This window comes from Paenibacillus sp. 481 (genome assembly GCF_021223605.1).
GTDB lineage: Bacteria > Bacillota > Bacilli > Paenibacillales > Paenibacillaceae > Paenibacillus_B.
Genome location: NZ_CP075175.1, coordinates 2037582 through 2050540, shown reverse-complemented (window position 1 = coordinate 2050540; position 12959 = coordinate 2037582). Strand labels below are relative to the sequence as shown.

Sequence of the window (12959 nt, the reverse complement as noted above, 5' to 3'; positions counted from 1 at the left end):
AAATAAAACAATTGAGACAATTGATTATTTTATACCAATTTTTTAAATTATATGTATAATGATAAATGTAGTACATTTCATATTTATGGGAGGTAATGTTCATGTTGAAACGTTTTACTTTTTCACTCCTTTCGGTAGCGATGTTGCTATCTATCGGAACAGGTGCTGCTTTTGCACAGGAAGCGCCAAAACCGACTGTTAAGGCAGCTAAGGTTGAAGATGTACAACAGCAAAGAGGGAGTTTGTACATCTCTTGGAACAAGAAGTTTAGAGCTACTCATTACCAAGTTTCCTTGAGGGAAGTGAACACTGGTAAACATGAAATTCCAGAAGAAGTAGTTCGCCACCCTAGAGATTTTTTCAATAAAGCAGGCTTGCCTTTTGGCAAATACAGAGTTTGGGTTGGCGCATACATTGGACATCCCAAATTTGGTGGACAATTAATAGGGAGCTCTTCACAGGAACTCTATATTTCCGGCCATCAACAAGTGCATCTTAATCCGTAAGGTTTCCCCCCTCATCTAGAATTGTCAGGTCTACTAACAATCGCTTAAATGCCCCTTAGCTGACAGACACTTTATCCATCAAGAATAACAATGTTATTTACGTTGTGGGTAGTGTCAACGAAGGCTGTCACTGCCCACTAATGAACTCAATCCCCCATCACTGTAACGATCTCAATGAGTAATGTAATTACCTATATTAATGGGAGGTTACGTTTATGTTGAAAAAGTTTACTTTTTCTCTGCTTTCCGCTGCGATGTTGCTTTCGCTCGGAACAGGTGCTACATTTGCTCAAGAAACTGCAAAGGCGACTGTTAAGGCAACTAAGGTTGAGCAAGAAAATAGACTGTACGGAGCAATCAATATTTCGTGGAGCCGAGTTAGAGGAGCTACTCATTACCAAATTTCAGCGAGAAATCTGAATACTGATGAGCATGTAATTCCAGAGGAAGTAGTTCCATCAAGTTTTTTTAGCCTAAAGCGCAGTGTGCCTTATGGCGATTACAGAGTTTGGGTTGGTGGATATGTTGGACATCCCAAATACGGTGGGAGATTGTTATTGCAAGATCAAGTGCATGTCACTATTAAACGTCCGAACACTAGTGTACGGTTAACTCCAAACAGGCCATAAGTTAGTTTTCAGTAAATTATCAACATACTAACAAGTGTTTACGCTCTAAGTGGACAGATACATTCCCAACATGAATATTGTAAGTTGTTTAAAGGGTAGTGTCTTTTTCAGACACTACCCTTTAAATCATGTATACGTAAAATAGTTTTAGATGGGCTCTACTTTGTTGGACAGAAAATCACATAATTTTTCAGAAGAGAATGAATTTATTTATTGCTTTACGTTATCTCAAAATCAACGGTATGCCAACTGCTGTCTAGATAAATATGTTATTTCGGCTGTATGTAAGTGAGTGAGGAAAAGCTGATGTTGATACAAAGCTAGTTAATTACTAGGTCTCACTTTAAGAGCGCTGTGATTGTTGAAGTTTTGCAAAAATACGCCATATATCGTATGTTGAGCAAGAGGTGATGAGATGAAGACGGTGCTCGTCGTGGATGATGAAGCCAAAATACGTGAAGTAATCGTGTCATATTTACATCGTGCCGGCTATCGTACCGCAGAAGCGGGTACGGGGCTAGAGGCTATACATATAATTGAACAGCAAAATATGAATATGGTTGTGTTGGATTTAATGCTACCTGATTTGTCTGGGGAGGAAGTGTGCCGCAGCGTGCGCAAGCTTAGCTCGGTTCCTATTATTATGCTGACGGCAAAGTCATCGGCATCGTCGAAAATTAATGGCCTGACGCTAGGTGCGGACGATTACATCGTCAAGCCGTTTGACCCGAATGAGCTGGTAGCCCGAATTCGTACGGTTCTGCGGCGGACAGAGGGAGAATCGCTGCTCGCCGATCGGATGTCGTTCGATAACGATGCACTCACCTTAGATGCGGTACAGCATAAAGTATATGTGCATCAATCAGAAATAGGCCTGACGCCTAATGAGTACAAGCTGCTACTCGTTATGGCTAGGCACCCGCAGCGTATGTTTACACGTGAAGAGTTAATTGAAAAGGTGCTCGGCTTTGATTATGTGGGAGATGAACGTACTATCGATCAACACATCAAAAATTTACGCCAAAAGGTAGAGGCTGATCCAAAAAAACCGCGTTACATTGTGACGGTTTTCGGTAAAGGCTATCGTTTTCAGGGCAGCTAGGGGTTGAAATTATGCGAAATCATAATCGTTTGTCTGTCCGTTGGACGTGGATTTTATTTTCATTAACCGCGTGCATTTTGCTTATGGTGACGGTTATCGTCGTCTCAAGCATTCATATGCATGTAGAGATGTTCCAGGCTGAACATGCGCCAATTTCGGATGTGCACATGACAGACAATTGGGGCAAACATTTAGAGCAGGCCATCGTGGAATCGATATTGTGGACGCTGTTAGGCGCCCTATTGTTGGCGATTATCGTCAGCATGTATGTCGCACGGAAAATTTCAGCTCCTCTAGTTGAGATGAAGCGTGTTGCCGAATCGATGGCGCGCGGAAAATATGCCGCGCGGATCGCACATCATCATACGGACGCCGGTGAGTTGGGGCAACTAAGTCAGGCTATTAATCATTTGGCGGCTAGGCTTGAGCAGCAGGAGCAATTGCGCGTATCGATGACCGACAATATTGCCCATGAGTTGCGCACACCATTAACGACGTTAAAGAGTCATATGCTTGCTTTACGAGACGGCGTATGGGAAGCAACGCCGAGCCGCATTGCGTCTTGTTACGAGGAAATCGAGCGCCTAGCTGGCCTCGTCGATGATTTGCAGGAGCTGAATGAGTTGAAGCAGCCTGAATTTGGGCTCTCATTTTCCGAAGTGAAGTTGGATGAATTGGTGCAAGAATCGATTCAGCTAATGGAAGCCGCTTACTATGAAAAAGGAGTCGCCATTTCTGCTCACCTTGCAAGTGACGTACATATGAAGGGCGATCCCCAGCGATTAAAGCAGGTGCTGCTTAATTTATTATCGAATGCGTTAAAATTTACGCCTGCATCGGCAGGTCAAGTTCATGTGCTTGTGCAAGACAATGTGGAACATATTGAAATCATCGTCGAAGATAATGGCATTGGTATTGCGGCTGACGATATTCCGTTTCTGTTTGAGCGATTTTATCGTGCAGACAAGGCACGGGGGCGATCAACAGGCGGAAGCGGGATTGGGCTATCGATTGTGCAGACAATCGTAGAGGCGCATGGTGGCGAAGTGTGGGCGGAGAGTGGAGCGCAGGGCAGTCGCATTCATGTGCAATTTGTAAAAGAGAAGTTGTAATCGGGCGGTTTCGGGTAGCTGATCATTAACCCCTCTTCATCATTTCTTCAAAAGTTATCGTTACACTTATGAGACGGCGTATGCTGTGGAGAAACTATTGAAGAACGTATTTACGAAGAGGGGCTGATTGAGGAATGAAGCAACATTGGGTAAAAGGGACGGTCATCTTTACAGCGGCTGCCTTATTGTTAACAGGGTGTTTTGAAAATGAAAACCAACCAACGACGGGTGCCGTTGGTACACCAGATACAGCGCAATCAGCGGTCGGTAACACGAACGGTGCGATCCCTTGGTTAGCTACAAAAAACACGACCCGCATCAACACTTCCGATCCGTATGAAGCGGCTGTGCTCGTATCGCAGACATTATGGATGGCGAATCGGGATGACAATCGTCCGGGCGGTGTCGTAATCGCCAATCCGGACGCATGGCAAATTGCCTTAGCGAGCACGGATCTCGTGCATCATCCGAACAATGGGCCCGTCCTATACGCGAGCAAGGACGAGATTCCAGCTGTAACCTTGAATGAGTTGAAGCGGCTGCAGCCAACAGGTGTGCCTGCCAATCAAGGCATACAAGTCATTTTGGTCGGAGACTTTTCGGCTAAAGTCGAGAATCAGTTGAAGCAGGCCGGCTACAAAATCGATAAGCTAGCAGGCTCTGACCCGGTGGAAGTCGCCAAACAAATCGACGCCTATTACGCCAAGGCTGCTGGAGAGTTGCCGATGTCTGTTGTAGTCGGCAACGTAGATGCACCAGACTATACGCTCCCTGCGGGCAACTGGATTGCTCATATGCCAGAGCCGCTATTGTACGTGAAGCAGGACGAGCTACCGCAAGCGACAATAGAAGCTTTGCAATTGCGAAAAGGCAAAGCGAACATCTATTTGATGGGCCCAGCGTCGATTATTTCAGACAAGGTTGCCCAACAATTAGGGCAATACGGTAGTGTTAAGCGCATCGCAGGTAAGGATGCGTACGATCAGGCCGTAGCCTTTTCCAAGTATCAAGATAAGGCTACTGGCTTTGGCTGGGGAGTTACGACACCTGGTCATAACTTAAGTTTCCTAAGCAAAGACAGTTCGCCAGCGCTAGTCGTTGCTGCTGCTCCGTTCTCGCATTTAGGCAAGCATGCGCCTATGATTTGGACGGATAAGGACAAGATGCCTAGCTCCGTCATGGACTACGTTATGAGCTTGCAGCCGAAGTACAAGCAGTCGCCAGCGGAAGGGCCATACAACCACGCATGGATTACGGGTGGAGAGAACCTTATTTCGGGACCAGCTCAGGGTGAGATCGATGCCATGCTGGAAATCGTCTCCGTTACAGGCGCTGGGCACGGTGGTGGCCATGGCGGTGGGCATGGTGGCATGAATCATGGTCAAGCGCCAGCTGCTGGAGGACAGCCATCGCAAGCGTCACAACCGGCAACGCCAGCACAGCCTTCAGAACCGTCACAACCAGCAGACGCGACAGACCCAGATAAAAAGGAAGAAGATACTCATAGCGGTCATTAAGATGCGACGGTTGGTATTGCTAACTGACTCGGCGTCTCGATAAATGTGCTGGATTAAGGTCAGGGAGAACGATAAGCTTGGAGCTTCTCCCTGACTTTGTTATGTTTACTTCCTTGCGCCCATCTATGGGGCTGTTTTTGAACGATGTTCATTCATAACTAAGCTGAGTTTCTTAATTAGCTCTTGCTGGGTAAACGGCTTGGAGCGTCCCCACTGTATGACGCGTACCATAAACGGTTTTTTCGGATTTTTCATATGATAAAATCCGGGGAGGCGCATGACGCGCGCTAAATTTTTGACAGCAGGATCAGAATCGAACCTGCGGGCAAGCGCGTCTTGGATGGCGACAAATTGCTTGGTGTCGCCGTTCTTAATTGGCCAGTACACATGATAGCCGTTATACGTTTCGACGATTAGCGCATTTTTAATGTAGGCCCAATGTTTGCGGAGGAAGCGCCGTTTGAGCTGGACGATACGTTGATCGCTGCGGTTGGCTGTAAATTGGTAGCCGCCGTGTTTATTCTTTTTTACCGTGAACGAATCGAGTGGGTCATAATGGTACTTATTTAGCTCTTCGATACGCTTTTGCAGCATCGGTTTGGTTGTAAATGTTTCTTTTACTTTATTTAAATCGACGTCAATAAATTGAGCCTGAACGTTATTAATTTCGTGATCTTTTGTGCCACCTTTGTTAATGACCATACAGATCGCATAACCAGATGCATTTTTTTTCATCACATCGCTATTATCGCTGGAACTTGTAGATTGGGTTTGGGCTATGTTTTTTTCGAGGCTGCTTAAAGATTTAACGATCTTATACGCTTTTTTCGGCTTAACCGCATAGTGCGAAACCGCAAGCTGGGCATCGCTTACTAACAGTAATCGTAGTTGGTCGCTATCTTTGTAGCGCAGCTTCGTTATAAATTGATGCGTATCGCTGAAAATTTGGCGTGTGCGTAAAGCGTACTTCGCAGCCTTATGTGGCACGCTCATACGAGACCACGTTCCTTTCATCGAGGGTACATATCTTCGGCGTTCTCTATCATTCATATTCGAGTCAGCTTAGACAAGTGTGGTGGTCGGCACCCATTTTTCAGCCTAACATGTAACCATGACGAGTGAGGACTTATACATATTGCCGCAAAAAGTGGAGCATTTCCTTCCACGTCTCGCGATCACCACTTGCCGCGGCTGGCACCGTTACTTCGTCGTTAAGACAGTTCGGTGGCAAGTTCGGCACAAAGAAGCTGTGTCCAGCATCAGGTAGCCGCAAGTGCTGCACCGTATAGGGGTATTGATGCTGTGCTAAGTGATCCAACACCTCTAGTGACATTTCGGAAGTAGGCCCTAGTTCATCCTTATCGCCAGATATAAGGAGCAGGCTCGCTTTCATCTGTTGGACAGGAATACGGGAGCGCTCTACGGCAGCTTCATTCTGCATAGCTCTTATATGAATATCGTGTAACTGTGCGCGGTCAAAGTTCAGAGAAGGATTGTAGTCGTCTGGATAAGGCAAAAAGGCAAACGGCTGCCCGTTATATGACCATGAGGACACTGGTAAGGAGCCGCGCATGGTGATCCCTTGCATGACACAGTGAGCTGGGGCGTAGGCGACGATTGCCTTTAGCTCCTCGGGAAACGTCGATCCTAGCAGTAGAGATAGCTCGGCACCTTTCGAAATCCCGATCACACCGATACGATTGCCGTTCACTTCGGGGCGGGATTGTAGCCATTTGATACAGGTGCCAAATTGCTCTAACGGCACATCAACCAACTCAGCGGGCAAGCCATAGCTGCCAGCGTAATCAAAATACGCTACGGCCATCGTGTTGAAGCCACGAGAGGCCAGGAGTGCGGCTACTGTCTCGGACCATGCGAAGCCGCCTCCTGATCCGCCGACTACAATTAAGGCGGGCAGCTGTGTTGCTTGATTAGTTAAGGCCATAAAATATTTACCTATAAAACCTTCGTTCGAGTCGGTGCAAGAGATGCATGAGACGCCTTGCGATAAATAACGGAGTGCAATGGATGTTGTTGCTAGTAAAAGGGAAGCTGGAATGGATGCTTGCTCTTGGTGATTTTGTTGCGCCTGATGTGCTTGTTGGTCTTGTTTCTCTTGGTAGTGTTGCTGTTCTGGTTGCGTTTGGTGTAGTTGGTGTACTTGGTGTACAGAGACGGTGTAGGTCGTAGGAGTAAGATCTGATTTTAAAAAATAGGGAATGGATCTGGGGTCCATCCAAGACAGCTCGCCCGTTGGCTGCTGGAGTCGAGCTGACCAGAATAAGCCTGCGGCATCCACGCCGTCGTAGCTGCCTTCGAGCGGAGCCACGGCGGACAGGTCGATCACACCTTGCTCGTCCGCGATAAACGTCGCTGCGGATCGCCAAGTGCGTCCGATATCGTCCAGCATCTCTGCGCTTATGTGATAAGGCTGATCGGGTTCCAAACCGATCATACGCAATTGCGGTATTTCATCTGCAAGTACACTTGTTCGTTGATCCAATATCATAGGGGCCATGTTACATTCCCTCCTTGTTTATGATCATTCTTTATTAGGATTCGCCGGCATACGTGTTAAGCAATCTTGCAGCTTGTGCAGAAAGCGCAGCTGCATCTCATGCTGCTCGTAAATATGTTCGAAGCATAGCGTGATATATTCTGGCAGCAGAGTGGCTGCCTCTTTAGCGCTTTGCCCTGCCTTCATATCGACCAAGTCTGCTTCCACTTGGCGAATTTGCTGGCTTACCGCTGCTGTTGCTATGTCTGGCGACAGCATATGAAGGAACGAAATGGCCGTGTACAACGTCGTTGGCAGTTGAACAGACGAAACCGTGAGCGAATGCTGCAAGAGCTGCATCAGTTCTGCTCTGCCTGCTTCGGTAATCGAGTAAATCGCTTTTGTACGATGTCCGGTGTGCTCCACTTGCTCGACACGCACAAGTCCTTCGGCTTCCATTTTTTTTAGTGCGTGATAAATAGAACCGGGTAGGATGCCTGCCCATTTATCAGTTTGGGACATTTGCATATGCGTCTGCATTTCATAGCCAGACATTGACTTGTAAGTTAATAGTCCGAGGACCATTAGACGTGTCAATTACATCACCTCAAATATGTTTATTCAACGTTGACTATACGTTGTTGACTATAATATAACGCGTATTTTGTTGTATGTAAATATTTTCTTTTGAAAAATGTGGATTTAACGAAAATTAGTGTTTAACTTCTCGCGAAGAAATGATAAATTGTAGGCAACATCGTGAAATAAGGAGGAGCTAGTATGCCGAAGACATCATCTCAATATATGACCATTGGCGACCTCATCAAGAAATACAGATGTGATTCGCATTTAACCCAAGTTCAAGTGCAATCCATGTCAGGCGTTACTACGGCAAGCATATCGAGAATCGAAAGTGGAGAAACAAGGCACTCTGATTTTAAGACGATTAAAGCTATTGCAAACGGCCTGAACATTCCCTTTGATCTCTATATCCCTCTTTACATTGAAAATGAAAATAGACCGGATTCGCTGCTCGCGATTTTACAAGAAGCGATCCAAGTCTCAGCTCCTATTGCCATTACAACTCACATCGCTACCAAATTTCTCGAATCACCACTGGATGATAGTATTGATTTAACGGAGAAATTGTACAAAACCACAGCAACAATGACCGATCCCTCCATCCAACTTATGTTATACAACACGATCATTCACCACTCTCGTGAACATGGAATTATGACCTACATGGCTAAAGGAATGTACCAACAGTATATGATTGAGCGCAATGATTTCAGTAAGCTACTTCTTACGTATCAGTCTGGGAGAAACATATTACACTACGTCAACTTTTTAAGTGATGATGAGAGCATCGTGTTTCATTATAGTTTAGGTGTGCACGCTCTTAGCCTGATGCTTTATGAAGAATCGATAGAGCTTAGTGCATTTGCTGAGCGGAATGATGCAGGGAGAAATAAATGGAACGCGACGAAAAACCTCTTTTTATGTACATATCATTTGCAACGGTTTGATGAAAGCAAGCATTACTTGGAAAAGTATAAGAAATTGAAAGATACACAAATTGATAACGATGCAATCATGTTCGAGGCGATGTTAAGCAAATATACAGAAAGTACAGCCGCAGCGTTGGAGAAGCTGAACTCTTATCTGGAACGTTCATCACAGTACAATTTGGTGTATGTCGTATCGGAATTGGTTGATATTTATTTGCAGATCGATGATTTAAGCGCAGCGGTTGAACTGCTTAAATATGAAGAAGACATGGTGGAATCATTGAAAGATAAGCGTGCAACACCTGATAAGAGAGCTAGATTAGCTTATTTTTATCGAATAGTTGGAAAGGCGTTCTTACATCAAAATACGGAACGAGCTTTCGACTATTATCTCAAGAGTGCAGCGGCGTATATGCAGATAGGCTTGCATGAAAAAGCGTTGGAAAGCGTATCTTACATACACGATGCGATCATTGAGGATAGTTCGCGGTTTAGTACCGATATTTTAGTCAAAATCAATGCTTTGTATGCAAAGGCGATGAATAAAGCGTACTAAAGTTGCAGCAAAGACTGGCTAAGCCGAAGCGCCCCTTGAGAATGAACATCTGGATGTTTCCAATGTCTATTCTCAAGGGGCGCTTCACAGATCGACGGGAAATTTCATGTGATGGCTAGTATCTACCTTACTTTCGGCTCCGTTTTCGTCCGTGTCACCCACGCTCCACCTATCAAAAACAAGCCGCTAACATAGAAAACAGCGACTAAACCTGCCCAAGCACCAACTACGCCAAATAGGAGTGGGGCAATCGTTTGCGACAGTCGATTCGTAGCAAGCCGCAATCCAAGCACTTCCCCCGTGCGTGAAGGTGGCGAAGCGTTGTACGTTGTCGTCATCGATAGGGGTTGTCCGCAGCCTAAGCCGGCGCCCATAAGTCCGCTTAAACAGGCCAGCACGATTACATGAGACGTTGTTGGTACGAGTAAAAAGGATAATCCAGCTACGATAATAGAAGCGAATAGCACCTGTTCTCTACCAAGAGACGTTGTAAGTTTAGATAACAGTAGTCTAATTGCAACCATCGTTACTCCTTGAATCGTAATAATCCACCCGATGGTCGACAGGGACAAGCCCCACTGTTGTCCCAAGAGTGGGAAGTACGCGATAAATATATCGCGCGAATAAAGAACGAGAGCGCTGGTAAATAGCGCTGTGCGCAACATCGGACTGCTGAGTAATTGTAGTGACTGGAAGAAGGAAGCAGGGTGTTTCTGTTTGGAACCTTTATTTGATACGCCATTAGATGGATGTAGATCAGAGTTGGATACGGATTTCGTTATTTGAGGGATACAAAAAGACAAGACAATGGGTACTATTCCTACCATGCAAGCAGTCAAAAATGCTGCTCCATAAGAGTAGTATTGTGCCAAATAACCGCCAGCAATGGGCCCAATTACGCCACCTAATGCGACAGACATACTGAACATACTGAAATAATGATCTCTTTTTTCGGGTGTAGCCATATGGCCGAGTACATTTTGTAGTGAAATATTGATAAAGATATGGGCGACGCCTACAACAGCTTGGGAAACATATAACGCCCACATGAAAGGGAAAAAGAAGGGTAGCGATAACGCAAGTGTCATACTTATAATGCCTACTATGACAGGAAGCTTGTCCCCGATTTTATCGGCTATGCGTCCAGCTTGGATGGCGAAGATGAGCGGGAAAAAGGCATACGTGGCAGTTAAGAGTCCGATTTCAGTCATGTCAGCTCCTAAAGTGAAGGCTTGCAAGGAGATGATAGGCCTCGTAATGCTTAACATGATTTCAAAGCCAAACACGATACTAATGACGTAAAAGATCATAGATGATCCCTCTCTTTGTTCATAGTAAAATGTTTTGCTATTATAGCATGCTTAAAAGAACGAACGGAAGATGACCATGGCCAACGGTCGGAGCGTAAAAAATATGAAAAAAATGATCATTATTGATACTTATTTAAGATTTGACGTTAATGTATCCCTGACGAGGAGAGCATGATAGGATGTCAATAACTTAATGAAAGCGCTGTCATAAGTGAGGGCGCAAGGAGGAGACGTTCATGAAAAGTTACAAACAACGGTGGTTAATAAGCTTCGTAACGATGCTGACTGTGACGATGATGGTGAGCGCATGCGGTAGCAGTGGAAGTGGGAGCAAGGGAGCTAGTACGACGTCAACGACTACGGAAACGAGTGCAGGAACGAGTAAGGAAACGTCCACATCGAATGCAGCTACGAATTATCCGGAAAAGGCGATAACGGTCATTGCCCCGTCTGGTGCAGGTGGCGGTCTGGATGCAACAGCACGTGCGCTGTCCAAGGTAATGAAAGAGACGAATCTCGTTAGCGAATCCATTATTGTGGAAAATCGTCCAGGGGGCGGGCAAGCAGTCGGAATAGCAAGCTTTGTGAACAAGGACGGCAAAGACTCACACAAGCTATTCCTCCCATCGGCGCCGATCATTATTAATCATTATAAAAAAGAAGGTAATAGCCCTTATTCGCATAAAGATTTGAAGCCGCTTGCGCAGTTGACCAAGGATTACGGCGCGATCGTCGTCAAGGCGGACTCTAAGTACAAAGATTTAACCTCGGTGCTGGATGACTTGAAGGCCAAGCCAGGCGATGTCACGATTGCAGGCGGCTCTGCTCCTGGATCACAGGATCATCTGATCGCGATGTTGCCAGCAGTTAAGGCAGGAGTTGATCCGAAGACGATTAAATTTGTCTCTTATGATGGCGGCGGGGAGGCGTTGACCGCTTTGCTTGGTGGTAATGCAGACGTATTGTCCTCTGACATTTCGGGACTTGGACAGTATTTAAAGTCCGGTAAGGTGCGGGTGTTAGGCGTATCGGCCCCAGAGCGCTTGAGCGGTGAATTCGCGCAAATTCCGACGTACAAGGAGCAGGGCGTGGAGGCAGAGTTTGTGATTTGGCGTGGCGTATTCGGTCCGAAAAATATGGACCCTGCTGCGATTTCATTTTGGGAGAAGGCGTTAAAGGATATGACCGAATCGGAAGCTTGGAAAAAGGAACTGGCGACGAATGGCTGGGAAAATGGCTACAAAAATGCAGCAGATTTTGAGGCATTTCTAACGGAGCAAGAAAAATCGATTCAGGAAATACTTGGATCTTTAAGTATGTTAAAATAGAGTTGTTCTATTGAAAAAGAGAGGCACGGATTGTGCTCTCTTTTTCCGCTTCATACTATTTTTCCGCAGAAGGGTAGGTATTTAGCATGATGAATGAACAAGACGTAAAGGCTTCTGTGCAAGAAACGTTTGGAGCTAACGCTCACAAATATGTCGCGAGTGAATCGCACGCCAAAGGCGATGATTTATCACTAATGGTAGAGTGGATGCAGCCGCAGACGGATTGGACGGCACTGGACATTGCGACAGGCGGAGGACATGTAGCCAAGAACTTGGCGCCTCATGTTGCCCACGTAACCGTAACAGATTTAACACGCAACATGCTGGCTGCGGCACGCGGATTTATAACCGAGCATGCCGACAATGTCAGCTTTGTCGTCGCGGATGCGGAGCAGCTGCCTTTTTTGGATGGCACGTTCGATATCGTGACATGCCGGATTGCGGCGCATCATTTTCCGAACCCGAGCCAATTTGCTAAAGAAGCGGCACGTGTGTTGAAGCCGCATGGCAAGCTGCTCTTTATTGATAATATTGCTCCAGAGGAGCCTCATCTCGATACGTTTATGAATACGGTCGAGAAATTGCGCGACGACAGTCATTTCCGCTGCCATACGATCTCGGAGTGGACGGCGTGGCTGGAAGCGGAAGGGCTTGTCCATGTGCAGTCGCGCACACGTAAAAAAACGCAGTCCTATCCAACATGGGTACGTCGTACAACGCGTTCTGACGAGCAGATCGAGCAAGTGACGAAGTACATATTGGATGGAACACCGGAGCAGCACACGTATCACGAACTGCAAGTGGCCGACGGCAATATCGTGTCCTTTTCGATTGATGAGTGGATGGTTCTGTTTGAAAAAGGCGCTGACAACTAATTTTTATTTCTAATTA

12 protein-coding genes are annotated in these 12959 nt (G+C 46.0%); 8 read left to right on the top strand and 4 right to left on the bottom strand.

Going from position 1 to position 12959, the window contains the following annotated elements; genetic code table 11:
* Positions 1-101 precede the first annotated feature (101 nt).
* The 5 genes from KIK04_RS08745 to KIK04_RS08725 all read left to right on the top strand — a co-directional run bounded on the left by KIK04_RS08745 (position 102) and on the right by KIK04_RS08725 (position 4866).
* Complete coding sequence (locus KIK04_RS08745) at positions 102-506, top strand: hypothetical protein (RefSeq protein WP_232277881.1); 405 nt, start codon at positions 102-104, stop codon at positions 504-506.
* Positions 507-721: 215 nt separating this feature from the next.
* Positions 722-1135, top strand: coding sequence for a hypothetical protein (locus tag KIK04_RS08740; RefSeq protein ID WP_232277880.1), 414 nt, complete (start codon positions 722-724; stop codon positions 1133-1135).
* 415 nt (positions 1136-1550) lie between these two features.
* Positions 1551-2237, top strand: a complete 687-nt coding sequence (locus KIK04_RS08735) for a response regulator transcription factor (RefSeq protein ID WP_232277879.1) — start codon at positions 1551-1553, stop codon at positions 2235-2237.
* 11 nt (positions 2238-2248) lie between these two features.
* Positions 2249-3349, top strand: a complete 1101-nt coding sequence (locus tag KIK04_RS08730; RefSeq protein WP_232277878.1) for a sensor histidine kinase — start codon at positions 2249-2251, stop codon at positions 3347-3349.
* A 134-nt stretch (positions 3350-3483) separates the two neighbouring features.
* Positions 3484-4866, top strand: a complete 1383-nt coding sequence (locus tag KIK04_RS08725) for a cell wall-binding repeat-containing protein (RefSeq protein ID WP_232277877.1) — start codon at positions 3484-3486, stop codon at positions 4864-4866.
* Positions 4867-4989: 123 nt separating this feature from the next.
* Here the strand turns inward: KIK04_RS08725 and KIK04_RS08720 are convergent, their stop codons facing one another.
* The 3 genes from KIK04_RS08720 to KIK04_RS08710 all read right to left on the bottom strand — a co-directional run bounded on the left by KIK04_RS08720 (position 4990) and on the right by KIK04_RS08710 (position 7960).
* Positions 4990-5880 (bottom strand): DNA-primase RepB domain-containing protein, encoded by an 891-nt coding sequence (locus KIK04_RS08720; protein ID WP_232277876.1) that lies wholly within the window; start codon positions 5878-5880, stop codon positions 4990-4992.
* 112 nt (positions 5881-5992) lie between these two features.
* A complete protein-coding gene (locus tag KIK04_RS08715) occupies positions 5993-7384 on the bottom strand; it encodes an acyl-CoA thioesterase/bile acid-CoA:amino acid N-acyltransferase family protein (protein ID WP_232277875.1) in 1392 nt (463 codons plus the stop codon).
* 24 nt (positions 7385-7408) lie between these two features.
* Positions 7409-7960 carry a PadR family transcriptional regulator gene (locus KIK04_RS08710; protein ID WP_232277874.1) on the bottom strand — a complete coding sequence of 184 codons (552 nt, stop codon included), beginning with the start codon at positions 7958-7960 and terminating at the stop codon, positions 7409-7411.
* Between the two features lie 183 nt (positions 7961-8143).
* On the opposite strand from KIK04_RS08710, the gene KIK04_RS08705 reads away from it, so the two are divergent.
* The gene (locus KIK04_RS08705) at positions 8144-9430 is read left to right on the top strand and encodes a helix-turn-helix domain-containing protein (RefSeq protein ID WP_232277873.1); all 1287 of its coding nucleotides are present in this window, start codon (positions 8144-8146) and stop codon (positions 9428-9430) included.
* Between the two features lie 122 nt (positions 9431-9552).
* Here KIK04_RS08705 and KIK04_RS08700 read toward each other — a convergent pair whose 3' ends face one another.
* Positions 9553-10740: an MFS transporter gene (locus tag KIK04_RS08700; RefSeq protein ID WP_232277872.1), complete on the bottom strand. Its 1188-nt coding sequence runs from the start codon at positions 10738-10740 to the stop codon at positions 9553-9555.
* A 236-nt stretch (positions 10741-10976) separates the two neighbouring features.
* Between KIK04_RS08700 and KIK04_RS08695 the strand changes: the two genes are divergently transcribed.
* Complete coding sequence (locus KIK04_RS08695; protein ID WP_232277871.1) at positions 10977-12068, top strand: tripartite tricarboxylate transporter substrate binding protein; 1092 nt, start codon at positions 10977-10979, stop codon at positions 12066-12068.
* Positions 12069-12157: 89 nt separating this feature from the next.
* A complete protein-coding gene (locus tag KIK04_RS08690; RefSeq protein WP_442951163.1) occupies positions 12158-12943 on the top strand; it encodes a class I SAM-dependent methyltransferase in 786 nt (261 codons plus the stop codon).
* Positions 12944-12959 lie beyond the last annotated feature (16 nt).

Bases quoted from the DNA above. Each gene is read 5' to 3' on its own strand.
- KIK04_RS08745 (WP_232277881.1), top strand. From the start codon at position 102: ATGTTGAAACGTTTTACTTTTTCACTCCTTTCGGTAGCGATGTTGCTA.
- KIK04_RS08740 (WP_232277880.1), top strand. From the start codon at position 722: ATGTTGAAAAAGTTTACTTTTTCTCTGCTTTCCGCTGCGATGTTGCTT.
- KIK04_RS08735 (WP_232277879.1), top strand. From the start codon at position 1,551: ATGAAGACGGTGCTCGTCGTGGATGATGAAGCCAAAATACGTGAAGTA.
- KIK04_RS08730 (WP_232277878.1), top strand. From the start codon at position 2,249: ATGCGAAATCATAATCGTTTGTCTGTCCGTTGGACGTGGATTTTATTT.
- KIK04_RS08725 (WP_232277877.1), top strand. From the start codon at position 3,484: ATGAAGCAACATTGGGTAAAAGGGACGGTCATCTTTACAGCGGCTGCC.
- KIK04_RS08720 (WP_232277876.1), bottom strand. From the start codon at position 5,880: ATGAAAGGAACGTGGTCTCGTATGAGCGTGCCACATAAGGCTGCGAAG.
- KIK04_RS08715 (WP_232277875.1), bottom strand. From the start codon at position 7,384: ATGGCCCCTATGATATTGGATCAACGAACAAGTGTACTTGCAGATGAA.
- KIK04_RS08705 (WP_232277873.1), top strand. From the start codon at position 8,144: ATGCCGAAGACATCATCTCAATATATGACCATTGGCGACCTCATCAAG.
- KIK04_RS08700 (WP_232277872.1), bottom strand. From the start codon at position 10,740: ATGATCTTTTACGTCATTAGTATCGTGTTTGGCTTTGAAATCATGTTA.
- KIK04_RS08695 (WP_232277871.1), top strand. From the start codon at position 10,977: ATGAAAAGTTACAAACAACGGTGGTTAATAAGCTTCGTAACGATGCTG.
- KIK04_RS08690 (WP_442951163.1), top strand. From the start codon at position 12,158: ATGAATGAACAAGACGTAAAGGCTTCTGTGCAAGAAACGTTTGGAGCT.